Genomic DNA, 23,013 nt, shown 5'->3' with positions numbered 1-23,013 from the left:
TGCGGCGTGTCTCTTGTCTCGCTTCACAAGCCGAGTCGAGTACGGCTCGGACAGTCACCATGTGGTTGCTTGCTCGCTTCCGGCACCTGGGGCGAAGGGAGACGCAGACGATAGAATCGGGTGGCGTGCGAGCGAAGCAGGCCTGGGGCGATGGTTCATCTTCGCGTGCCCCCGCTGCGGACACGCCGTTTGGTGGATGGCTGCACCGTCACGCCCTGGTCATCGACATCGTCGTCGCGGTGGCGCTGTTTCTGTACGACTCGATGTACCTGGCCGGGCAGTACGCAGGCTTCGGATCACTTTCGATGCCCGCGTTCATCGTGATGGAGGTGGTGTCTGCTGCGATCTGCACGCTGTATGTCGTGCGGCGCAGGTGGCCGTTGACCGCTGCTGTCCTCGTTTTCGTGTTCTCGTGCGGGTACATCGTGACCGATCTCGGCCCCGCCCCCGTCCCACTGGTCGCGCTGGATCTGATGGCGTACTTCCTGGCTGCACAGCGCGGCTGGAGATTTGGGTTGCTCGCAGCTGCGGTGGCCTCCGTGTGGATCGTCGTGGCTGCGGAGCCGATCCTGCAGAGAGAGTATCTGCGGGTCGGCGAGGTAGGTGTGCTCGTGCTGGCGACATTCTTCGCTGCAACTATCGGGATGGCGACCAGGGCTCGGAGGCGTCATGTGGAGGGTCTTCGTGAGCTGAACGAGCAGTTGGCGCGTGAGCGGGACGCGCGTGCGCAGGTCGCGGCGGCAGAGGAACGCGCCCGGATCGCGCGGGAGATCCATGACGTCGTGTCGCATAGTCTCGGCACGATGGTCGTGATGGCCGATGGCGCGACACGGACCGTGGAGAGCAACGCCGAGCAGGCAGGGGCGGCGATGGCTAGAGTCCGCGATACTGGGCGTGAGGCGATGGCGGAGATGCGTCGGATGCTCGATGTGCTCCGGAGCGACGATCCGGCGATGCGCGCGCCGCAACCCGGATTGGGACGGCTGGACCGCCTCATCGGCGAGGCGAGGGCGTCGGGGCTGCGTGTCGATCTCCAGGTCACCGGGACGCCGGTCGCTCTGCCTTCGGGGATCGATCTGGCGGCGTATCGGATCGTGCAGGAGTCGCTGACGAACGCGCGTAAGCATGGCGGCCCGCTGCTGAGCCTGGTGACCGTCACGGTGCGCTATCTCGACGAGTCAGTTGAGCTGCGCATCGTCGATGACGGACGCGAGCCTGTCATGAGCGGCGCAGAGCCTGGGAATCCGGGACATGGCCTGGTGGGTATGCGCGAGCGCGCGACCGCGTACGGGGGGACGCTGGAGACCGGTCTTCGCGCATCGGGCGGGTTCGAGGTGCGCGCCGTGTTGCCGATCGGAGGGACAGTGTGACGATTCGTCTGGTGCTGGTGGATGACCAGGAGATGTACCGGGCGGGGTTCCGCATGGTGCTCGGCACGCGCCCGAAGTTCGAGGTGGTCGGCGACGCGGACGACGGTGATACTGCGCTGGAGCTGCTGCGCACGGTGGATGCGGATGTCGTGCTGATGGATGTGCGGATGCCGCGGATGGACGGTGTCGAGGCGACGCGCCGCATCGTCGAGTCGGGAGGCCCCCGGGTGCTCGTGCTGACGACGTTCGACCTGGACGAGTACGCCTATGATGCGATCCAAGCCGGCGCGTCCGGCTTCCTCCTCAAAGACGTGCCGCTGGAAGAGCTCGCAGCGGCGATCACTCATGTACACGACGGTGACGCCGTGGTCGCTCCAAGCACGACCCGGCGGCTGCTCGATCATTTCGCCACCAGCCGCCCGGAGCCTGCGGCCGCGGACGCGTGGGACCGCGCGGGGCTGTCGGAGCTGACGCCGCGGGAGCGTGAGGTGCTCGGATTGATGGCGGAAGGCCTCTCGAACGGCGAGATCGCTGACCGGCTCGTCATCGCTGAGAGCACGACACGGGTCCACGTCGGCCGCATCCTGTCCAAGCTCGGCCTGCGCGACCGGGTACAAGCCGTCGTCATGGCCTACCAGACCGGGATCGTCACGGTTCGCGACACCTGACGGCTTATGCCGCGGTAGCGCTACAGGCTCTGAGGTGCGCGTAAGCGCCGCGCTTACCCGGTGCGGTTCGCATACGCGATTCGTGTAGCGGAAGATCAGCGTCCAGGCAGACGACTACGGGAGCCGTCTTCGCGAGAGTGGATGGCATGTCGTTCGTCGTCGCCACCGAGAAGCTGACCAAGAAGTACGGGGATCGTGCCGTCGTGCAGGACCTCGACCTGCGCATCCCCGAAGGAAGCGTCTACGGGTTCCTCGGCCCGAACGGGTCGGGCAAGTCCACCACGATGAAGATGCTCCTCTCGCTCATCCGCCCCACCTCCGGCCACGCGGAAGTGCTCGGGCAAGAGATGACCCGAGCCACCCGCCGGCAGCTCCTTGGACAGATCGGGTCGCTGATCGAATCCCCTCCCGGCTATGCGCACCTCACGGGCGGGGAGAACATGCGCATCGTGCAGCGTCTTCTCGGACTCACCGACGAGCAGGTGGATGTCGCGGTGCAGATGGTGCGGATGCAGAACCAGATGGACAAGAAGGTCCGCGAGTTCTCCCTGGGCATGAAGCAGCGGCTGGGGATCGCGATGGCACTCGCGAGGCAGCCGAAGCTGCTGATCCTCGATGAGCCGACCAACGGACTCGACCCGGCCGGGATCGAAGAGGTCCGCGGTCTCCTGCGACGCCTCGCCGAGGGTGGTGTCACGGTCATGGTTTCTTCGCACCTGCTCGAAGAGATTGATAAGACCGCTACCGTGCTCGGCATCCTCAGCCAGGGCCGCATGATCTTCCAGGGAACGCGCGATCAGCTCTTCTCCGCTGCGACCCCTGACGTGCTCATCGACTGCACCGACCCCTCGCAAGCTCACAATGTGCTGACCCGCGAGTTCGGGACGACGCTGGAGAACCAGTCCGTGCTCCGCCTCAGCGGCGTCGATGACGGGGCGATCGCGCGTGCTGTCGCGGCGCTCGTCGGTGCCCGGATCGGGGTCCACGGGGTGCGGCGGGAGGAGCAGTCGCTGGAGGACGTGTTCATGAGCCTCACCGCAGGTGGTGGACTGTGAATGGGAGGGTCATCGCGAACGAGTTCGCGAAGATGCGCCACCTGCACATCTGGCTCCTCGCGACCATGCTGCTGGTCGTCATCACCGGCATCACCGTCTACGGGGGCGTGTTCAACCCCGACTTCGACCGCGCCACGGACGGTGCGTGGAACTCGCTGCTCAACACGTTCAGCGGCGGAGTCCTCCTCGCCGCTCCGCTGCTGCTGGCGATCATGGCCAGTCGGCAGACCGATGTCGAGCACGTTGGCGGCGGGTGGCTCCTGTCGGCGACCTCAGGTGTCACGCCCGGGACGCTCTGCCGGGCGAAACTCGTGTCGCTGGGCGTCCTCGTCACGGCGTCGACCGTGGCCAGCAGCGCCATCGTTGCGGGAACCGGGCTGCTGCTCGGCGTCACCGCCCCGTGGCCGGCAGGCCGGTGGCTGGGCTGCACGGCCGCCGTCCTGGTCGTGAACCTCGTCCTCCTCGCCGTCCATGTCATCGTCTCCGCCCGGATCGAGAACCAACTCGTCGGCATCGGCATCGGACTGCTCGGCACGATCCTCGCGCTCATCGCCAGCAGCCTGCCCACCTGGGTCACGCATCTGATCCCGTGGGGCTACTACAGCTTCGCCTCCGCCGCCGGGTATATCGGATCAGACCTCGTGGCCGTCACGCCGTCCTACGGGAGCATCGCCGGGCTCGCCGTGGTCACGGCGGTCGCTTTCGGGATCTTCACCAGTCGCTTCGATCGTCAGGAGGCATGATATGCACGCCATCGCTGCCGAACTCGTCAAGCTCAAGCGGTCCATGAGCTGGACCATCGTCATCTTTCTTCCTGTCGCCCTCGTGCTGCTGGGGACGTTCATGACGATCATCGAGGGCACCGGGCTCGAGGACGGCTGGCACACCCTCTGGATGCGGTCGTTCGTGTTCTACGGGCTGTTCCCCCTCCCCGTTGGCATCGCGATCCTCGCCTCCCTCGTCTGGCAACCCGAACATCGGGGCAGCAACTGGAACGCGCTCATGAGCGGACCCACCTCGTCACTGCGGATCGTCACCGCGAAGACGACTGCGATCACCCTGCTTGCGATCCTCATGCAGATCATCGCCCTAGCCGTGGTGGTCCTGCTCGGCAAGCTCGTCTTCGGACTGCCGGGGTTCGTCCCGGCGACGTATCTGGGTATCTTCGCGCTGCTCCTGCTCGCCTGCGTACCTGTCGCGGCGTTGCAGTCCTGGCTGTCGATGGTGATGCGCTCGTTCGCCGCGCCCGTCGCCGTCGCGTTCATCGGTGCGGGCTTCTCCTCCTTGCTGCTCGTGTTGAAGCTCGACCCGGTGATGTTCATCAGCCCCTACGCGGCGCTCACCCGAGCCACGCAACTCGGCACCGCAACCTTCGCCGACACTGGGGTGATCACCGCCACCGTGCTCGCAATGATCGCTGCCGCCAGCGTCCTGCTTACCGGCGTGATCACCGCGATTTGCACCGCCGTCCTCGAACGCGGCGACGCCCACATCTGACCCCCACGTGACCATTCGGAGGAACCGACCATCTGGGCACACGCGCCCACAGCAGACTTCAGCACCCCGGTCGACGACGCACCGGCCTCCGGCCGCAGACGCTCCGGACGCGGGTATGGGCTCACCGCCATCATCACCTCCGCAGTCGCGGTCGTCCTCGCAATCGTGCTGCCACACTTCGCCGCGATCCGGAGGAGACGAGCGTGTTTCCGCACTTGCCGCACGTGATCAGCCCCGACAGCAGGGTCTTGGAGGAGCGGCCCACGCGACGGTCGGGATGGTTGAACACTGCCCGGATACGCGTCGTCTCCTCCGGGGTGATGATCGCCTCCCAGTTCCCCGGCCCGAGGATCGCACGGTCGCGTCGCTTCCATGTTGCTGTCGTCTTCGATGCTGGTTCGTAGGCGCGCTGCCCGGAGATCCTGGCCGAGCACAGGATCGAGCTGACCGTGCTCTCATGCCACACGTTCAACCGGCTCTTGCCCTTCGACGGCAGCACCTGCCCAACCGTCGCGGTTGAGCCACCTGGTGATCTGCCGCACCGACTGACCCGCAAGGAACCGGTTGGCCATTTCGCGGATGACGGCGGCTTCTTCGGGGATGAGGACGCCGCCGACGCCGTACCCGTACTTCGCATCGCCGTGCTCATCGCCATCACCTCGTCGACATTGGGCAACGACTTCGTGCACGGCATCGACATCGGGGAGCACCCCGCGTCCCAGACCATGCCCGCGATCGACGCCCTCGGCCCCGCGGTGCAGTTCGGGCTGCTGACATTCGCGGCCTTCGCGATGGTGCTGATCACCTCCGAGTACGCGTGCGGCAGCATCCGCTCGACCTTCCAGGCGCAGCCCAGGCGGGCGGTCGTGCTGGCGGGCAAGACCGTCGTCGGCGCCGCCGTGGGCCTTGTCTCCGGCTGTGTCGCGGGCGGGCTGGGCCTCGCCGCGGCGTATCTCGCGCTGGACGGTCACGCCGCCCCCGCGGCCGAGTCCCCCGCCCTCACGGTGCTGCGGGTCGGTGCGCTGTTCGCCGTGGCGGCGGTCCTGGTCATCGCGATCGGTGCGATCGTCCGCAACGGCGTCGGCACCCTCGCCGTCTCCGTCGTGGTCCTGGTCGGAATGCTGACGCTGCCCTCCTCCGTGAGCGTGTGGACGCCCGCCGGCGCGGCTGCGCAGTTCGTCACGGCCAACGATGACGACTACCCGTCGGTGGTCGGCCTGCTCGTCGTCGCCGGCTGGGCGACCGCGGCGTACGCACTCGCGTCCGTGCTGCTGCGACGCCGAGACGCGTGAACCGGTGATGCGGCCCCGCGGGACCGAAATAGGATTGGGAACCGTGGACCACCGTCCGTCCCGGCCGATGACCCCCGTCCTCACGGGGGTCGGCGTCGCCGCGCAGGTCGCCCTGATCGGCTGGTGGGCCGCGACGGGCGCGACGGTCGTCTACGTCGTCCTGCAGCTGATGCTGCTCGCGGCGGCCTGGCTCGTCCTCCTCGCCATGAGGTACCGCCGTTTCCGGGCAGACTACGAGCACAGGATCGTGACGAACACGGTCCTCGCCGATCGCAGCCGCCTGGCCGATGAGATGCACGACGCGCTGGGCCACGAGTTGAGCGTCATCGCCCTCAAGGCGGGGAGCCTTCAGGTCCGGACCACCGGGGCGGTGCACGAGGAGGCCGCGAGCATCCGGGCCGATGTCGAGAGGGCCGTCGACAGGCTGCACCGGGCGCTCGAGGGGGTGCGCGGTCCCGTCGTCGAACCGGTCGACGCCATGATCGACCGCCTGGTGGCGTCCGGGGCGTCGATCACGCAGATCGGCCGGCTGCCCGGCCGATGCTCGGCGACGGCCGGGAGCCTGGTCGCCCAAGTCCTGCGGGAGGCGTTGACCAATGCGCTCAGGCACGCCCCCGGCATGCCCGTCACCATCAGCTACCGCGGCACGCCGACCGGCATCGCCGTCGAGATCCGCAACCCGATGCCCGATGAGGAGCCGCCACCGGCACCGGGCGCGGCGGGCACCGGGATCGATGCCCTGCGCCGCCGTGTCGCGCCGCTGGGCGCGCGCCTGAGCACCGCCGACGATCACGACGCGTTCGTGATGACGGCGCAGATCCCCCGGCATCCGCGACCGCTGCCCGCCCCGGAGCCCGGTCGGAGGCCCTCGCCGCTGGGCGAGACCCTCCGGTCGGCGCTGGCCCCCGCCGCCGTCGCCGGAGTCGTCCTGCTCGGCTTCTACACGTGGTCCGTCCATGACGCCGTCATCGAGGACCAGGACTTCGCCCGGCTACACACCGGCATGCCGACCGATGCCGCGGCGGACGTTCTGCCCGCCCGCCAGGCACCGGTGCGGCTCATCGGCACGGCGCCGCACCCGACCGACTGGTCCTGCGGCTACTACACCGACGGCAACTTCCCCCTCGGGATGGCGGTCTTCGAGGTGTGCTCCCACGACGGCTCCGTCGCACGGGTCGCCGATCTCCGGAAGAAGTCATGGCTGTGATCCGGGTACTGCTGGCCGACGACGAGCCCGCCATCCGTGCGAGCTACCGCGCGATCCTGGGCACCGACCCGGGCATCGAGGTGATCGCCGACGAGGCCTCCGACGGCCGGCAGGCCGTGGCGCTCACCCGTGCCAGACGCCCCGACGTGGTGCTCATGGACATTCGCATGCCCGGGCTGGACGGCCTGTCCGCGCTGGAGGAGATCCGCCGCTCCCGCCCGCGGCAGGCCGCGGTCATCGTGACGACCTTCGGCGACGACGAGTACATCGCCCGGGCCGTCGGCCTCGGTGTCAACGGCTTCCTCACCAAGTCGGGCGACCCCTACGACCTGATCCGGGGCGTCAAGGCGGCCGCCGGCGGAGGCGCGGCCCTCTCGCCGGCCGTCGCGGCCCACCTCATCGACGTCCTGCGGGCGGCACCGCAGGACGACGCGCACCGCCGTGTGGCGGGCCTCACCGCCAGGGAGCGCGAGATCCTCGCCCTGCTCGCCACCGGCCTGTCCAACGCCGAGATCGCCTCGGAGCTGTTCCTCGTCGAGGGCACCGTCAAGGGGTACCTCAGCCACATCTTCATCAAGCTGGGCACCCGGAACCGTGTCGAGGCCGCCATCCTCGCCCACCGGGCCGGCCTGACGTGAGGCCGTCCCCAATGTGGCTCCTGAAGGCGGGGACCGGCGCTCCGGGGACCGGGCGCCGCTGTGCGCCACATTGGGTGCAACCGCATCGGGCACAGGGGCACGGCCTCAGTCGTCCTCGGCGGAGACCTCCCGGTCCTCCTCGCGGACAGTGGGATGCGCCAGCGTCCAGGCCAGTGGCAGCGGCGCGGCAGGTCGCAGTTCCGGATCGTCGGCCTTGAACGACCTCACCCGTCCGACCCCGCTGCCCCGGTACTCGAAACGCACCGTCACCACGCCGCGTCCCGATCCCCACACCCAGCCGCGGCCCCACTCGTCGTGCTCCACATCGGTTCCGGGACGCCATCGTCGCACCGTCCCCTCGTCGAAGGAGGCTCGCCTGCCGAACGGCCCCGACACCGCCTCCCCACCCTCCACGGCGGCGTCCTCATCTTCGGCCGGCAGCCGCTCCAGAAGCTCCCCCGTCTCGTCGACGGCGAAGAGCTCCTCCTGGGCGGCCACCGTGAAGTTAGACACGCCCACCCCGAGCAGCCGCACGCCCTCGCGCAGATCGAGCCCCTCGAGCAGGTGACGGGCCGTCCGGCGGACCGTCTCCACGGAGTCGGTGGCACCCTCCAGGGTCGCCGACCGGGTCCACGTGGTGAAGTCGGCCATCTTCGCCTTGAGGGTCACAGTGCGGGCGAACTGCCCGGAGCGCTGGAGCCTGGCGCAGACCAGGGCCGCATCCCGCTCGATGATCCGCGCGCACTCGGCCCGATCGGTGAGGTCGTGCTCGAAGGTGTCCTCCACCGAGATCGACTTCGCCTGCCTGGAGGCCTGCACCGGCCGGTCGTCGCGGGCCCGTGACAGGTTCACCAGGGCGCTCCCCCAGGCCTGACCCAGCTCACGGATCAGTTCTTCGGGCCCGGCCGCCCTCACATCGGCGACCGTGCGCATCCCGAGCTTGTCGAGTTTGGCGGCCGCCACCGGTCCCACACCGGGGATAGCACGGGCGGGCAACGGGCCGATGACGTCCTCCTCGGTACCGGGTGCGATCACCGCAACCTGATCCAGATGGCCTCTGGAGGGCTTGGCGAGTTCGGAGGCCACCTTCGCCATGAACTTGCTCGTCCCGGCGCCCACCGAACAACTCAGCCCCTCCGTGCGCCGGGCGATCTCGGCGCGCAACCACACCGCCAATTCGTGGACGGCCTCCTCGTCGGCCACATCAAGATCCGCCTGCTCGAGGTCGACGAAGGCCTCGTCCAGACTCAGCGGCTCCACCAGCGGGGAGAGCTGGCGCAGGGTCGCCATCACCACCCGGCTCGATTCCCGATAGGCCTCGAACCGCCCCGACAGGAAGGCCGCATTCGGTGCCAGGTGGCGGGCCTGGGCGCTGGACATCGCCGAGTGCACGCCGAAGACGCGAGCCTCGTAGGAGGCGGTGGAGACCACACCGCGCCCTCCGGTACCGCCGACGATGACGGCCCGACCCGCGAGCGACGGCTTGTCGCGCTGCTCCACCGAGGCGAAGAAGGCATCCATGTCCAGATGCAGGACGGATGCGCGCGGCCGCACCGCTCAGCCCTCGGATCGGCTCTCGAGCGGCCTGAACTGCACGAAGTCGAACCCGTCTCGCCGGTTCCGCGAGACCTCGCGCCACCGGGACGCGGCGATCTCGGGGAATCGTGCGGCGCCCTCGGGGCTCCGGTGCACGGCCGTGATGTCCAGACCGGTGCACAGTTCCATGGCCGCGGCGTAGATCTGCGCCCCACCGGCGATGAAGCAGATGTCCTCGCCCGCCGCCCTCGCCATCTCGACGGCCCGCGGCACCGAGAAGGCGACGTCGACCCCCTCGGCGGACCAGTCAGGATCCCGGGTGCAGACGATGTGGCGACGTCCCGGAAGCTTCCCGATCTGCTCGAAGGTCCGACGTCCGAAGACCAGGGTGTGGCCCATCGTCACCTGCTTGAAGCGGCGGAAGTCCTCGCCGATGTGCCACAGCATGTCCTCGCCCGAGCCGATGACGCCGTTGTCGGCCACGGCCGCGATGGCGATCACCTGCATATCAGTCCCCTCGCTCATCCGCGCCTCATACCGCGATCGGGGCCTTGATGGCCGGATAGGGGTCGTACCCCTCGACGCTGATGTCGGACAGCTCGAAGGCGTCGATGGAGTCGACGTCGGGGTTCAGCACCAGCCTGGGCAGCGGGCGGGGGGTCCGCGACAGCTGCTCATGCACCTGGTCGAGATGGTTGAGGTAGATGTGGGCGTCGCCGATCGTGTGGATGAACTCGCGGGCCCTCAGCCCGGTCACCTGGGCCACCAGGTGGGTCAGCAGTGCGTAGGAGGCGATGTTGAACGGCACCCCGATGAAGGTGTCGCCGCTGCGCTGGTACAGCTGACAGGACAGCCATGCGGGCTCCCCCGCCTCGTCGGCGGTCACGTAGAACTGGAACAGCGTGTGGCAGGGCGGCAGCGCCATCTCGTCGACCTCGGCCGGGTTCCAGGCGCTGACGATGTGACGCCGCGACCACGGATCGGTACGGATCTGCTCGATGACCTTGGCGATCTGATCGATGACCCCGCCGTCGGGACCGGGCCAGGAGCGCCACTGCGCCCCGTAGACCGGGCCGAGATCGCCGTTCTCGTCGGCCCACTCGTCCCAGATGTGGATGTTGTTCTCGTGCAGCCAGCCGATATTGGTGTCCCCGCGCAGGAACCACAGCAGTTCCCCGAAGACCGCCCGGGTGTAGATCCTCTTGGTGGTCAGCAGCGGGAAGCCCTCGCGCAGGTCGAAGCGCATCTGGTGGCCGAAGACACTCTGCGTCCCGGTGCCGGTGCGATCGGGGCGCCTGGTGCCCTCGTCGAGGATCCGGCGCAGCAGGTCCAGATACTGCTGCATCTCAGGCCCTCCCCTCGTCGGTCCGGGGGCCCGTCACCTGGGCGACCACCTCGGGGACGATCGCCCTCACGGCCTGGCCGCGGTGGCTGATCGCGTCCTTCTGGGCGGGAGTCATCTCGGCGCTGGTGAGCTCCCCGTCCTGGTCATCGGGCACGAACATCGGGTCGTAGCCGAAGCCGTTGTGCCCACGGGGCTGCCCGATGACCCGTCCCTCCATGGTCGCGGTGCGGGTGATGACGGCGCCGTCGACCCCGACGAAGGCCATCGCACACACGAACCGAGCGGTGCACCGCTCGGGAGGCAGATCGAAGGTCTGGTCGAGCAACAGCCGCAGGTTCTTCTCATCGGTGGCCTGCGGGCCCGACCAGCGGGCCGAACGGATACCGGGCATCCGGTTGAGCGCGTCCACCTCGATGCCGGAGTCGTCGGCCAGAGCCGGCAGCCCGGTCCGCGCCACGGCCTCGCGGGCCTTGATGAGGGCGTTGTCGACGAAGGTGGTCCCGGTCTCCTCGGGAGGCTCGTAGGACGCCACGTCGGACAGTCCCACGATCTCGACGTCGGATCCGGCGGCCTCGAAGACCCGCTGCAGCTCGGCCAGTTTCGCCCGGTTGTGCGAGGCCAGGACCACGCGGCTCACAGCGACACCCCCAGCGCGGCCTCCTGAGCGGCCTTGAGCTCGGCGCATCCCTTGGTGCCCAGATCCAGCAGCCGGCCGAGCAGGGCCCGGTCGAAGGGCTGTCCCTCGGCGGTTCCCTGGATCTCGATGAAGTCCCCCGAGCCGGACATCACGATGTTCATGTCGGTGTCGGCCGAGGAGTCCTCCTCGTAGGCCAGGTCGAGCATCGGGACTCCCCCGACGATGCCGGCGCTGATCGCCTGCACCGATCCGGTCAGCGGCTCGCCGACCAGGGAGCCGCGCTCGCGCAGCCATCCGATCGCATCCCACAGGGCCACGAAACCCCCGGTGATGGAGGCGGTGCGGGTACCGCCATCGGCCTGCAGCACGTCGCAGTCCACCACGATGGTGTTCTCGCCCAGCGCCTTGTAATCGATCACGGCTCTCAACGAACGGCCCACCAGCCGGGAGATCTCATGGGTGCGCCCCCCGATCTTGCCCCTGCGGGACTCCCTGGGGCTGCGGTCATTGGTCGCCCGGGGCAGCATCTCGTACTCCGACGTCACCCAGCCCAGCCCCGAACCCCTGCGCCAGCGCGGAACGCCCTCGGTCACCGAGGCATTGCACAGCACAGTGGTGCGCCCGAAGCTCACCAGCACCGAACCTTCGGCCTGGGACAGCCAGGAGCGCTTGATGGTGACCTCCCTCAGCTGGTCCAGGGCGCGGCCGTCGATGCGGGTCTGGGATGAAAGTTCACTCACCCGGCCAACCCTAGCTGTCCTGTCAGAGGAAGGACGGCCCCTCCTCGCTCGCGCGTGCGCTCGCTGCCACCCCCGAACGGGCCGGGCACCGCTCAGGACTTGACGACGGCCAGATCGCCCAGCGGCGCAGGCGGCTCGTCCATCCCGACCCGGTGGACGTCGTGGACGAAACCCTGCATGAGGCGGCGTCCCAGCCTCTCGAACTTCTCCGCGTTTCCGGTGGTGAGGAAGTACCGGCTGGGTTCTCGCGGCCCGGTGTGCAGAATGCCCCGCCTGGTCAGTGCGGTGTAGGAGGCCCGCGCGCACTCCTCGGAGGAGGAGATGAGGGTGACCTCCTCGCCCAGCAGCAGGGTGATGAGCCCGGCCAGCAGCGGGTAGTGGGTACACCCGAGGATGAGGGTGTCGCAGCCGGCCTCGCGGATCGGTTCCAGGTATCGCCTGGCCAGCTCCTCCAGTTCAGGGCCGCCGGTGATGCCGCGTTCCACGTACTCGACGAAACGCGGGCAGGGAGTGGTCGTCAGGGAGATCCCGGGCACCGCGGCCAGGGCGTCCTCGTAGGACCGCGACCGTGCTGTCGCCTCGGTGCAGATGACGCCGATCCGGCCGTTGCGGGTGGCCAACGACGCGCGTCTGGCGGCGGGCATGATGACGTCGATGACGGGCACGTCATAGCGCTCCCTGGCGTCGCGGAGCACGGCCGACGAGGCGGTGTTGCAGGCGATGACCAGGGCCTTGACGCCGTGGAAGTCCAGCCTGTCCAGACACTGCAGGGCGTACTCGCGCACCTGGGCGATGCGCTTCTGCCCGTACGGCGCCCGCGCGGTGTCGCCGAGATAGACGATGTCCTCATTGGGCATCAGGTCCACGGCGGCGCGAGCCACCGTCAGCCCTCCGAATCCGGAGTCGAAGATCCCGATCGGGGACTCGACGACGCCGGAAGGACTCTCATCACTCACGGCTCACCACCCTAGTGGCCTTCGCGACGAGGACTGTCGCCTACCGTGCATCCACGCCCGGCCGCCAGGGGTCGCCCCCGGCCGGGTCAACGCAGCCTCAGCTCCACCAGGACAGGTCCGCGACGCAGCGGAGACGGTCCGGCGGCGCCGCACCCCGGGGTGCCCTCGGCGGTCGCCGACGCGCACGACGAGCAGCCGCCGCCCGGGCAGCCCGCGGACAGCTCCTTGGCCTGGATCCGGCCCATCCTGATGAGATGTCCGACGCTGGTGCGCACGATGGTCCCCGGCAGACCCGTCCGCTCGGCGATCTGGTCCAAGGAGCCGGCACCCTCCCGGAAGGCTGACAGCACCTGGCTGAGCGGCCCCCCGGAACGAGGCCGGGCGGGAGGACCGGCCACTACCGCTGCGGCGGCCGACGTCACCACAGCAGGCTTCCGATCTGGAAGATGGTCACCGCACCGACCCAGGCGATGGCCAGCTGCAGGACCAGCCCGAACATCGTCCAGCCCAGGCCGATCTCTCGCTTCTGGGTGGCCAGGGTTGCCACGCACGGCGTGTACGAGAGCATGAAGAACAGGAAGGCCCAGACGGCCGGATAGGTGTGGCCCTCGGAGCTCTGCTCGAAGGACTGCGTGATCTTCTGCTGCAGCGGCTCCTCCTGGCCGGTCTCCTCCGGATCGTCGACCGCGTAGGTCTGCGCCCACGAGGACAGCACGGCCTCCTTGGCGACGAAGCCGACGACCAGGGCCGAGGAGGTCTGCCAGGAGCCGAATCCGGCCGGCTCGAAGGCCGGGGCCACCGCCTGGGCCCCGACCCCGAAGGCCGAGTCCTCGGGAGCGGCCTCGCCGAAGCCGGCATGGCCGCCGACCGGGATGGACTGCAGCAGCCACACGGCGGCGACGGCCACGACGATGATTCCGGAGGCGGTCCTCAGGAATCCCTTGAGCCGCATCCAGGTGACGGCGGCGGTCAGCCTCGCGGTCGGCACCTGGTAGGGCGGCAGGTCGAGCACCAGGGGCTCGGAGCCCATGGTGCGCCACAGGGTCCTGCGCAGCAGGAGCCCGACCAGCACCACCAGCAGTATCGAGATGACGTACATGATGAAGCACACCGTTCCCGCCATCCCGGGGAAGAATGTGCTGGCCAGCATCACATAGACGGTGAGGCGGGCGGTGCAGGAGGTGAAGGGCACCAGCAGCGAGGTGAGGATCCGCTGGCGCGCCTGGGGCAGCGCCCGGGTGGCCGAGATCGCCGGAACATTGCAGCCGAAGCCGACGATCAGCGGGATGAAGGCCCGGCCCGGCAGACCGATGGCGCGCATCATCCGGTCGGTGACCACCGCGGCGCGCGCCATGTAGCCGGAGTCCTCCAGGACGGCCAGCAGGATGAACATGAGGGCCATCAGCGGCGCGAAGGTCAGCACGGTGCCCACTCCGGCGATGAGGCCGTCGACCACCAGCCCGTTCACCCAGCTGTCGCCCAGCCCGACCGCGGCGAGGCCCGAGTGCGCCCAGTCGGAGACCGACCCCGAGAAGAAGCCGTCCAGCCAGTCCTGGAACGGTGCCGCCACCGTTGTGGTGATCTGGAAGACCGCCCACATCACGGCGGCGAAGATCAGCGGCCCGAAGACCTTGTGGGTCACCCATCGGTCGATCCGGTCCGACATGGTCCGCCGGTCCTCACCCGAGGAGGTGGTGCCCGAGGCGACCACCGACTCGATGAAGGAGAACCTCTCGTCCTCGCGGGCCATCTCGGCGTCCTCGTCGAGCTCGCGCCCGGCGACGACGGCCAGAAGCTCGTCACCGAGGGCGATCTCGCGAGGGCAGGGCGGCAGGTCGTCGAGCTCGCGTCGCACGGCCATCGCCAGCGTCTGCTCACCGTGACGACGGCGGGGATCCAGGGCGACCACCGGGACACCGAGGCCCTCCGACAGGGCCCAGGTGTCCACCTCGATGCCGTGGCGCCGGGCGACGTCCACCATGGTCAGCGCCACAATCACCCGCAGCGGGAGCTCGCGCAGCTGGGCGACCAGATAGAGGCTGCGGGCCAGGTGCGCGGCATCGGCGACGACCACCACCAGATCGGGCGCCTCCGAAGGAGGGCAGTCGACCAGCAGGGCACGGGTGAGCGCCTCATCGGGGCTCATCGGATCGACGCTGTAGGCGCCGGGAAGATCGATGAGGGTCAGATCGCGGTCGTGGCCGGCGATGTGGTCGCAGTGGCACTCGCCCTCCGCGCAGGAGCAGTCGATCTCGACCGGTGCGCCCTGGGTGTGGCGCGTGCGCCAGACTCCCCGCGAGACCGAGACGGTGGTGCCGGGCCAGTTGCCCATGCTCACCCCGGCCCCGGTCAACAGGTTGAACAGGGTTGACTTGCCGACATTCGGTGCGCCGGCCAGAGCGACGACGGGAGCTCCGGCGGCAGTCTCGTCGGGGCCGTCGGAGCAGCAGGCCTTGGCGGACATCACGGGCCTGTGGGCCCGGCCGGTCAGCTCCCGGGTGGCGTCCTCCGCCACCTTGGGGCTCATGCGACCTCTCCTGTCGAGATATGCAGGCTACGCAGCATCGAACGGTCCAGCGCTATCCGCGATCCTGCCACTGAGACGACGGCGCCTCCCCCGGCGGTCCGCATCATCAGAGTCACCGGAGCGCCGCGCCGCAGCCCCAGCGCCGCCAGGCGCCTGCGCATCCGCAGGTCCCCCTCGGCACGCACCAGCACCCGTTCCTCGTCGACAACGCAGGACGCCAACGACTCGTCGACCGGTCTCAGATCCAGCACAGACTCAGGATCACCGGGAATCCCGGTTGCACTCGAACTCATGGCCATGAGTCTAGAAGACAGGCAAGGCGAACCTAACACCGGGGGGCCGGCTTCTATTCCCAGCTCACCTCGACGAGCATCTCGATGAGCACGCCGAGCCACTCGTAGGCGGGGTAGATGACGTCGGAGGGGTCATCGACAGCGGCCTGTTCGGCCTGTTCGGCAGAGGTCTCGTCGACGATCCCCAGCCGGGTGGCCAGGACCAGACGGATCGCGTTGATCGTCCTCAGCCAGTACTCGACGCGCTCGGGCTGCATCGTCAGCGGCTGGCTCGACAGCACGTCCAGATCCACCCGCACATCGAGGATCTGATCGAGCCGCTCCCGTCGCTGGCCGGCAGCGGTGAACCGGCGGAACTCCGCACTCGCCTGCGGATCGTCGGGGTAGGCGTCGGGGAAGAGCCGATGCGTCGCCGGATCCTCCTGCGCCTCCGAGCCGGCCTCCTCGCCGATATCGGCCTCCCAGAAGTCGAAGGGGTCACTGGGTTCACTCTGGTGCACGGCTCCCTTCAGCCCGGCGGGATCCTGGGGATCGAAGGGCCGCGCCTCATCGGTCTCCTCGCCGTTGACCAGGGACTCGTAGATGTCGAGCAGGACCCCGAGCATCCAGGTCTCCTCGGGCTCGAACTCCAGAACCCACGGAGGCTCGCCCGCAGTGATCCTCATCGTCGCATCCCGTACCCCGGCCGACTCACTGGTCCATCCTGCTGAGGGTCGCCCACAGTCCGTAGGAGTGCATCGCCGCCACCGCGGTCTCCATCCTCTCCTTGGGGCCGCTGGCCACGACCGCGCTCCCCTCGTTGTGAACGGTGATCATGAGGTCATTGGCCTTGGCCCGTGAATATCCGAAATACGTGGCGAAGACCCGTGCCACATAGCTCATCAGGTTGACAGGATCGTCCCACACCACGGTCGCCCAGGCGGGCTCGCCAGCGGTGAGCCTCTCGGTGACGGGTTCCCCGGCGGGCAGCGAACACTGCGGGCCGACGACGACGGGATCGAACATGCCCCCCATTCTGCCCTGAGGCCCGGCCGACCCAACCGATGCCGGTCCCCAATGTGTCGCACAGCGGCAGGATCGGGCACGTCGAGCGGCCAAGACCGCCCCTGCGCCACATTGGGAATCGTCGTGGGACCCGTCATGGGAACCCTCGCCGCGGACCGCCATCGGCCGGTCCCGGACGCGGGGCCGCGGCGCCGCCGGCGACGAATCCCCATAGAATTCCGGCATGTCGACCGCACTGCTCACTGACCACTACGAACTCACCATGGTGGAGGCTGCGATGAGGGCGGGGACCGCCTGGCGCAGGTGCGTCTTCGAACTGTTCTCCCGACGCCTCCCCGAGGGACGCCGCTACGGCGTGGTCGCCGGAGTGGGTCGAATGCTCGAGGCGCTGGAGGAGTTCCGCTTCGATCCGGCAGAGATCGACTTCCTGGCCGGGCGAGGCATCGTGAGCCGTGAGATGGCCGACTGGCTGGCGGGCTACCGGTTCACCGGATCGGTCCACGGATATGCCGAGGGGGACCTGTACTTCCCGGGTTCCCCGCTGCTCACCGTGGAGGGCAGCTTCGCCGAGGCCTGCATACTCGAGACCCTGCTGCTGAGCATCTACAACCACGACTCGGCGATCGCCTCCGCGGCCTCCCGGATGGTGATGATGGCCGAAGGGCGCCCGATCATCGAGATGGGCTCGCGGCGCACTCACGAGGAGGCCGCGGTCGCCGCCGCGCGAGCCGCCTGGATCACCGGTTTCGGGCCCACCTCGAATCTGGCCGCCGGGATGCGATACGGGGTCCCCACCTCAGGTACCGCGGCGCACTCCTTCACCCTGCTGCACGACTCGGAGGAGGCGGCCTTCGCGGCACAGTTGGAGACCTTCGGCGGCCAGACCACCCTTCTGGTCGACACCTACGACATCGACGCCGCGGTCCGCACCGGCGTGAGACTGACCGACGGGCAGCTCGGCGCAGTACGGATCGACTCGGGAGACCTCGCGATCGTGGCCCGTCAGGTCCGCGACCTGCTCGACGATCTGGGGGCCACGAAGACCCGCATCATTGTCACCAGCGATCTCGACGAGTGGCAGATCGCGGCGCTGCGCGGCGCACCGGTGGACGGTTTCGGAGTCGGTACCTCGCTGGTGACCGGATCGGGTGCCCCGACCTGCAGCTTCGTCTACAAGCTGGTGGCCCGGGCCGCCTCCGACGACCCGGAGGCTCCGCTCGTCCCGGTCGCCAAGAAGTCCTCCCACAAGTCGACGGTCGGGGGACGGAAGTACGCACTGCGCCGGCTGGGACCCGACGGCATCGCCACGGCCGAGGTGGTCGGGGTCGGGCAGCCGCCGACCGCTGACCACGACGACCGCGATCTCATCGTCCCGCTGGTCGTCGACGGCACGGTTGTGGGCGCCGAACCGCTGGAGGCCGCGCGGGCGCGCCACCAGGCCGCGATGCAGGAGCTGCCGCTCTCGGGACGGCGCATCTCCAGGGGGGATCAGGCCATTCCCACCATCATGGTGCACCACGGATCCGATGGATCCGACGCCGTTCTCGGCGGTGGACTCGAGCTCTGATCCGCCATCAGAGCGGGTCAGAGGGCGCGCCGCAGCTTGACTGCGAGCCTGGAACGGTTAGTGTCCACTAGTAATGGAACGGCCAAATGGTCGTGCCTGCCCTGTAGTCAGATATCAGGAGACCCCATGACCAAGTCCGAGCTCATCAAGGCTATTGCCAAGCAGGCGTCTCTCACTGAGGCGCAGACCAATGAGGCCGTCAAGGCTCTCACCGACGTGATCACCGACGCTCTGGCCAAGGGCGACAAGATCCAGCTTCCCGGCCTGCTCACCGCCGAGACCGTCGAGCGCCCGGCCCGTAACGGCCGCAATCCTCGTACCGGTGAGTCCATGACGATTCCCGCCCACAAGGCGGTGAAGCTGTCGGCCTCCAGCACGCTGAAGAAGGCCGTCTCCGACTGACCTGTCAACGGGACGACCCCTCCACGCTCGCGCAGGCGCTCGCTCCTCCCCGAGCGGGTTGAGTCTGCGTCCGTGGCCGGGCCTCCCCCAGCACCCCCTCGTGGCGGCGGCCTGTGCTGATCACAGATCTGCGTCGCAGGCCCTATACCGCGAGTCGGGATGTGTGCGGCGCGGACGCTGATGCGTCTGCGCCGCCGTCATGTCCGGCAGGGCTGTGTCATCCCCCGTCGAGAACCTCCGCGATCCTGGCCGCCCGCTGGTCGACGTAGAGATCCTCCAACCACATCGGACGTCCGTCAGGTCCCGACAGGGGCACCCGCCAGTTCGGATACTCGTTCACGGTGCCGGGCAGGTTCTGGGTCCGTCGGTCCCCCACCGCGTCGGTGAGAGTCGCGTTGAGGATCCTGGACGGCGTCAAGGTGAGCAGGCGGTGCATCGCGACAACCACCTCCTCGTCGGAGGGGCAGGCCGAGGAGAGCGCCCCGCGACGGCGCAACTCCTGCACCCACTGCTCCCGTTCCGCGACGGCGCGTGCGCGTTCGGAGTCCAGGCTCTCGGTGAGCAGCCCGAGCCGGTGCCGCAGTTCGATGTGATCGCCGGCAAGGTAACCGATGGTGGGCGGCAGGTCGTGGGTGGTCACCGAGGACAGGGCGTATTCGCGCCAGTACTCCGGAGCCAGCGGATGCCCGGAGCCGTCCAGCTCGAACCACATCACCGAGGTGCCGAATACGCCGCGTTCGCGCAGATAGTCGCGCACCCACGGTTCGACCGTGCCGAGATCCTCCCCGATCACCAGGGCCCCGGCCCGGTAGGCCTCCAGCGCGAGGATTCCGACCATCGCCTCATGGTCGTAGCGCACGTAGGCGCCCTTGCGGGGGCCAAGCCCTTGAGGGACCCACCACAGCCTGAACAGGCCCATGATGTGATCCATCCGCAGCCCACCGGCATGCCGCAGCGCACCGGCGACCATCTCCCGGAAGGGCCGGTAGGCCATATCCGCCAGGACGTCGGGACGCATCGGTGGCTGCCCCCAGTCCTGACCGGCCTGGTTGAACTGGTCGGGCGGCGACCCGACGCTGACCCCCTCGGCGAAGAGGTTGGGCAGCATCCAGGTGTCGGCGCCGCACCCGCTGACTCCTACCGCCAGATCACAGATGAGTCCGAGCGCCATGCCGGAGTCCCGCCCCGCCCGGTCGGCCGCCGACAACTGCTGTTCGGCGATCCACTGGAGCCACTCGTAGAAGTCGCTTCGGCTGGCGTGGGAGGCGACGAATGCGGCGACCTCCCGGCTGCCGGGATGCTGGAGCGGCTCGGGCCACAGCCTCCAGTCGGATCCGTGGACCTCCGAGATGGCGCACCAGGCCGCGAAGTCGGACAGCCGGGTCCCGTGCAACCGCTTGAACGCCCGGAAGGCCATCCTGCGGGCCGGGCCCAGGCCGGTCCGGTGGATCGCCTCGAGGACCGGACGCCTGCACGTCCAGCTGCGATCCCGATCGATCCGTTCGGCTGCGGCGTCATCGCCCACCGCCTCGATCCGGAGGCGCCGGGCGCGATCGCGTGCCGCGTCGTCAAGATCCTGGAACTCGGGGATCAGCTCCGGGCGCACATAGATCGGATTGATGAACAGCCTGCTGGAGGGAAGGTACGGGGAGGGCTCCATAGGAGTGACGACCTCGGCGGCATGCAGCGGGTTGATCAGCAGATAGTCGGCCCCCTGCGTGGCCGACCAGGTGCACAGATCCGCCAGATCGGTGAGATCTCCCATCCCCCATGAGTTGTGGGAGCGCACCGAATACACCTGGGCGGCGTAGCCCCAGACCCGTCGCGATCCCATGGAGGCGGGCAGGCCGACCCAGCCCGGGGTGACGATGAGGCTCGCGGTGCTGCGCCGGTCGGCGGTGGCGGCGACCACCGTGTGGTAGCCCAGCGGCAGGTCACCGGGAACGCTGAAGGTGGCCTCACCGACCGCGCGTCCGTCGATCTGACGGTCGGGATTCCAGTTGTCCACCTGCGAGCACGCCCTCGTCCTGCCGTCCTCGAGCTCCAGAGAGACATCGACCCCCTGCCCGGCCGGCAGGTGGATGTCGATGCGTCCCTCCTGACCCTGCCGGAGCACCGTGCACGGAGGAAGGGTCCGCCGCCACGGCCGCTCCTCGACCTCGACCAGCGCCGCCCGTGCCTTCTGGGAGGTGCCTGCGTCGATTCCGAGTCCGCCGAGCACTGCCCGGACGGTCTCTTCGTCGACGAAGGTCTGCCGGCCCTTCCAGTCGGTGAAGCTCTGGGCGACGCCGAAGTGTTCGGCCAGGGCGACGAGGGCGGGGTCAGTCAGCGGCATTGCGGAGGAGCCTTTCTCAGGTGTCGGTATTCAGGTGTCGATGGGCGCGGGGTCAGTCTCGGGGCAGGCGGATCACCTGCGTGCCGCCGACGATGTCGTGGATGGTCTGCCGACGGCGCTGCCACAGCGGCATGAGGTAGCTGAACAGGCCGAGGAATCCCAGGGTGGTCTGGCTGACGTACTCCACAGCCCCCCAGACGGCCGAGCGGAGCAGCGCCCGTCCCCAGCGGAGACGACGGTGCTCCTGACCGTGATCCGCCTCGACCACCCGCAGCCGGCAGATGAGCTGGCCGATCGAGGCCGAGCAGATCACGAGCATGATGAACTGGTAGAGGGCCTGGCCGATGATGGCACCACTGACGATCGCCGTCGACGCCGACACCAGTTCCTGGTCGCGCGCGACGGCCTCGTACATGGCACCGTACGAATTCATGCTCTCGGCCGAGAGTTGCATCGAGCGGGTCAGGAAGAGGGTGAACTGGTCACGGAGCACCACAGCCACCACGATCCACACCAGAGCGGCGTCGATGATCGTGGAGAGCACTCTCCACCACCAGCCGGCCAGAGGCATCCCGTCCCCGGTGCGCGCCTCGACGGTCCGGCGGGAGTCCGGCTGCTGCTCGGGGTGCCGGGATGCCGGGGCGGCGCGAGGGGCGTCGGCGGACCTGCGCTGCACCACCTGGTGACGGGCTCCTGCGTCACCCGTGGGAAGCGGATCCGCGGTCTGACGCAGCGATCCGGGCCGTCGGTCGTGCTGATCCGCGACCGTCTCGATCTCACGGGGAGCCCGAAGGTTGCGGGTCCAGCGGGATCCGTCCCAGTAACGCTCCTTCTCGCTGCCACCGGGATCGGGGTACCAGCCCATCGGGGGCAGCATCGGGGCGTCTCCCGGGTTCTCGGGTCGGGTGTCCCGTCGGGTCGGCTCTTGACTGCTCACTGGTCAACTATCCCACGTGCGCACTGCGGACCCCAGCCGGTCGGGCCCGCCGAGCGGACCTGCTGTATCGCTCTGCGCTGAGCCGGGCGTCGGCCCACGTGGTGCGCAAGCCGCCTAGAATCGGCCTATGAGCACCCAGGCCGCACCAGGATCCGAGACAGTCGTCGAGGAGCGCACCCAACCGTCCTTCCAGGATGGCGACGCTGAACGATTCTCGCACTATGTGCCCAAGGCGAAGCTCACCGACGCGATCGTCAACGGCACACCCGTCGTCGCACTGTGCGGGAAGGTGTGGGTCCCGACCCGCAATCCGGACCGTTTCCCGGTGTGCCCGGAGTGCAAGGAGATCTGGGAGTCCCTCAACCCCGGCAAGCCCGGCAAATGATCTGACGATCCGCGGTGCGGGTCGTCACTCATATTCTGTGCACTGGCCGGCGACGCCCTCCGTCCTCGAACTCAGTGACCGACCCTCACCGTTCAGGGGTCGCGAGGGGGTTGTCCCCCCGCCCCATCAACTCAGCCTGGGTCAGTCCCGGAGTGATCTGGGCCGGATCGGTGCGGGTCTCCTCGGACTCCATCAGGGCCGAGATGTGAGCGAGGGCGTAGTCGTATCCGGAGGCCCCGAGGCCGGTGATGGTGCCGGTGACATAGGCCGAGATCACGCTGTGGTGACGGAACTCCTCGCGTGCGGCGATATTGGACAGGTGCACCTCGACGACGGGCGCCTCGACCTGGGCGACGGCGTCGGCGATCGCGATCGAGTAGTGGCTCCACGCGGCGGGGTTGATGACGACCGGGAGCTGCTCGTCGGCGGCCTCGTGCAGCCAGTTGATCATCTCCGCCTCGGAATCGGTCTGTCGCACCTCGACGTCGAGCCCGAGCCCCTCCCCGGTACCGACCAGATGCTCGCGCAGCCCGGCGTGAGTGAGGGAGCCGTAGATCTCGGGCTGGCGTCTGCCCAGCCGCCCCAGGTTCGGGCCGTTGAGGACCAGGACTCTCGTCATCG

The 23,013-nt window shown here is 68.8% G+C and carries 25 protein-coding genes and 1 pseudogene; 11 read left to right on the top strand and 15 right to left on the bottom strand.

All coding sequences use genetic code 11. The features are described from left to right. The first annotated feature begins 125 nt into the window (after positions 1-125). From JS278_RS05640 to JS278_RS05620, 5 genes are all read left to right on the top strand, one after another. Positions 126-1,370: a sensor histidine kinase gene (locus JS278_RS05640; protein WP_181833836.1), complete on the top strand. Its 1,245-nt coding sequence runs from the start codon at positions 126-128 to the stop codon at positions 1,368-1,370. A gap of 32 nt (positions 1,371-1,402) precedes the next feature. After that, positions 1,403-2,038, top strand: coding sequence for a response regulator (locus JS278_RS05635; RefSeq protein ID WP_245935279.1), 636 nt, complete (start codon positions 1,403-1,405; stop codon positions 2,036-2,038). A 146-nt stretch (positions 2,039-2,184) separates the two neighbouring features. Then, complete coding sequence (locus tag JS278_RS05630; RefSeq protein WP_114044335.1) at positions 2,185-3,093, top strand: ABC transporter ATP-binding protein; 909 nt, start codon at positions 2,185-2,187, stop codon at positions 3,091-3,093. Further along, positions 3,090-3,836 carry an ABC transporter permease gene (locus JS278_RS05625; protein WP_114044334.1) on the top strand — a complete coding sequence of 249 codons (747 nt, stop codon included), beginning with the start codon at positions 3,090-3,092 and terminating at the stop codon, positions 3,834-3,836. The genes JS278_RS05630 and JS278_RS05625 overlap by 4 nt, the downstream gene beginning before the upstream one ends. A gap of 1 nt (position 3,837) precedes the next feature. Then, entirely contained in the window at positions 3,838-4,590 is a 753-nt protein-coding gene (locus JS278_RS05620) for an ABC transporter permease (protein WP_114044333.1), read from the top strand. 455 nt (positions 4,591-5,045) lie between these two features. Here the strand turns inward: JS278_RS05620 and JS278_RS16765 are convergent, their stop codons facing one another. Next, positions 5,046-5,162, bottom strand: coding sequence for a hypothetical protein (locus JS278_RS16765; protein WP_425451493.1), 117 nt, complete (start codon positions 5,160-5,162; stop codon positions 5,046-5,048). Between the two features lie 111 nt (positions 5,163-5,273). Here JS278_RS16765 and JS278_RS05610 point away from each other — a divergent pair, with 111 nt between their 5' ends. Genes JS278_RS05610 through JS278_RS05600 form a run of 3 tightly spaced genes read left to right on the top strand, consistent with a single transcriptional unit; the run spans position 5,274 to position 7,727 of the window. After that, positions 5,274-5,882 carry a hypothetical protein gene (locus JS278_RS05610; RefSeq protein WP_114044332.1) on the top strand — a complete coding sequence of 203 codons (609 nt, stop codon included), beginning with the start codon at positions 5,274-5,276 and terminating at the stop codon, positions 5,880-5,882. A 43-nt stretch (positions 5,883-5,925) separates the two neighbouring features. Then, positions 5,926-7,089 carry a sensor histidine kinase gene (locus tag JS278_RS05605; protein WP_147243154.1) on the top strand — a complete coding sequence of 388 codons (1,164 nt, stop codon included), beginning with the start codon at positions 5,926-5,928 and terminating at the stop codon, positions 7,087-7,089. Next, on the top strand, positions 7,080-7,727 hold the full coding sequence (locus JS278_RS05600) for a response regulator (protein WP_281269213.1): 648 nt from the start codon (positions 7,080-7,082) through the stop codon (positions 7,725-7,727). Before JS278_RS05605 ends, JS278_RS05600 begins: the two co-directional genes overlap by 10 nt. 105 nt (positions 7,728-7,832) lie before the next feature. Here JS278_RS05600 and JS278_RS05595 read toward each other — a convergent pair whose 3' ends face one another. The 11 genes from JS278_RS05595 to clpS form a co-directional block, all read right to left on the bottom strand. Further along, complete coding sequence (locus tag JS278_RS05595; RefSeq protein ID WP_114044330.1) at positions 7,833-9,281, bottom strand: DNA polymerase IV; 1,449 nt, start codon at positions 9,279-9,281, stop codon at positions 7,833-7,835. 3 nt (positions 9,282-9,284) lie between these two features. Beyond that, positions 9,285-9,770 carry a dihydrofolate reductase gene (locus tag JS278_RS05590; RefSeq protein ID WP_114044329.1) on the bottom strand — a complete coding sequence of 162 codons (486 nt, stop codon included), beginning with the start codon at positions 9,768-9,770 and terminating at the stop codon, positions 9,285-9,287. A gap of 25 nt (positions 9,771-9,795) precedes the next feature. Continuing rightward, positions 9,796-10,608, bottom strand: a complete 813-nt coding sequence (locus tag JS278_RS05585; RefSeq protein WP_114044328.1) for a thymidylate synthase — start codon at positions 10,606-10,608, stop codon at positions 9,796-9,798. Between the two features lies 1 nt (position 10,609). Then, positions 10,610-11,245, bottom strand: a complete 636-nt coding sequence (locus JS278_RS05580; RefSeq protein ID WP_114044327.1) for a non-canonical purine NTP pyrophosphatase — start codon at positions 11,243-11,245, stop codon at positions 10,610-10,612. Beyond that, the gene (gene rph, locus JS278_RS05575) at positions 11,242-11,985 is read right to left on the bottom strand and encodes a ribonuclease PH (protein WP_114044326.1); all 744 of its coding nucleotides are present in this window, start codon (positions 11,983-11,985) and stop codon (positions 11,242-11,244) included. Before rph ends, JS278_RS05580 begins: the two co-directional genes overlap by 4 nt. Positions 11,986-12,077: 92 nt before the next feature. Next, positions 12,078-12,941, bottom strand: coding sequence for a glutamate racemase (gene murI / locus JS278_RS05570; protein ID WP_114044325.1), 864 nt, complete (start codon positions 12,939-12,941; stop codon positions 12,078-12,080). Positions 12,942-13,027: 86 nt separating this feature from the next. After that, positions 13,028-13,363 carry a FeoC-like transcriptional regulator gene (locus JS278_RS05565; RefSeq protein WP_181833834.1) on the bottom strand — a complete coding sequence of 112 codons (336 nt, stop codon included), beginning with the start codon at positions 13,361-13,363 and terminating at the stop codon, positions 13,028-13,030. After that, a complete protein-coding gene (feoB, locus tag JS278_RS05560; protein ID WP_245935207.1) occupies positions 13,360-15,468 on the bottom strand; it encodes a ferrous iron transport protein B in 2,109 nt (702 codons plus the stop codon). The genes JS278_RS05565 and feoB overlap by 4 nt, the downstream gene beginning before the upstream one ends. Continuing rightward, entirely contained in the window at positions 15,465-15,761 is a 297-nt protein-coding gene (locus tag JS278_RS05555; RefSeq protein WP_114046137.1) for a FeoA family protein, read from the bottom strand. Before JS278_RS05555 ends, feoB begins: the two co-directional genes overlap by 4 nt. 53 nt (positions 15,762-15,814) lie before the next feature. Further along, positions 15,815-16,426, bottom strand: a complete 612-nt coding sequence (locus JS278_RS05550; protein WP_114044324.1) for a DUF2017 family protein — start codon at positions 16,424-16,426, stop codon at positions 15,815-15,817. Positions 16,427-16,451: 25 nt separating this feature from the next. Then, positions 16,452-16,766, bottom strand: a complete 315-nt coding sequence (clpS, locus tag JS278_RS05545) for an ATP-dependent Clp protease adapter ClpS (protein ID WP_114044323.1) — start codon at positions 16,764-16,766, stop codon at positions 16,452-16,454. 223 nt (positions 16,767-16,989) lie between these two features. Between clpS and JS278_RS05540 the strand changes: the two genes are divergently transcribed. Together JS278_RS05540 and JS278_RS05535 are read left to right on the top strand one after the other, a co-directional pair. Next, positions 16,990-18,333: a nicotinate phosphoribosyltransferase gene (locus JS278_RS05540; protein WP_114044322.1), complete on the top strand. Its 1,344-nt coding sequence runs from the start codon at positions 16,990-16,992 to the stop codon at positions 18,331-18,333. Between the two features lie 126 nt (positions 18,334-18,459). Then, positions 18,460-18,735, top strand: a complete 276-nt coding sequence (locus tag JS278_RS05535; RefSeq protein ID WP_114044321.1) for an HU family DNA-binding protein — start codon at positions 18,460-18,462, stop codon at positions 18,733-18,735. 217 nt (positions 18,736-18,952) lie between these two features. Here JS278_RS05535 and malQ read toward each other — a convergent pair whose 3' ends face one another. Together malQ and JS278_RS05525 are read right to left on the bottom strand one after the other, a co-directional pair. Further along, a complete protein-coding gene (malQ, locus tag JS278_RS05530) occupies positions 18,953-21,070 on the bottom strand; it encodes a 4-alpha-glucanotransferase (protein ID WP_114044320.1) in 2,118 nt (705 codons plus the stop codon). Between the two features lie 52 nt (positions 21,071-21,122). Further along, positions 21,123-22,007: an RDD family protein gene (locus JS278_RS05525; RefSeq protein WP_342767032.1), complete on the bottom strand. Its 885-nt coding sequence runs from the start codon at positions 22,005-22,007 to the stop codon at positions 21,123-21,125. Positions 22,008-22,134: 127 nt separating this feature from the next. Here JS278_RS05525 and JS278_RS05520 point away from each other — a divergent pair, with 127 nt between their 5' ends. Next, positions 22,135-22,392 carry a DUF3039 domain-containing protein gene (locus JS278_RS05520; RefSeq protein ID WP_114044319.1) on the top strand — a complete coding sequence of 86 codons (258 nt, stop codon included), beginning with the start codon at positions 22,135-22,137 and terminating at the stop codon, positions 22,390-22,392. A 199-nt stretch (positions 22,393-22,591) separates the two neighbouring features. Here JS278_RS05520 and aroQ read toward each other — a convergent pair. Continuing rightward, positions 22,592-23,011 (bottom strand): annotated as a pseudogene (gene aroQ / locus JS278_RS05515) (type II 3-dehydroquinate dehydratase); the annotation flags it as partial. Positions 23,012-23,013 lie beyond the last annotated feature (2 nt).

It is taken from the genome of Acidipropionibacterium virtanenii (genome assembly GCF_003325455.1).
GTDB classification, from domain to species: Bacteria; Actinomycetota; Actinomycetes; order Propionibacteriales; family Propionibacteriaceae; genus Acidipropionibacterium; species Acidipropionibacterium virtanenii.
Note: the sequence above shows the minus strand (reverse complement) of the source record. Positions and strands in the feature narration are given on the sequence as shown.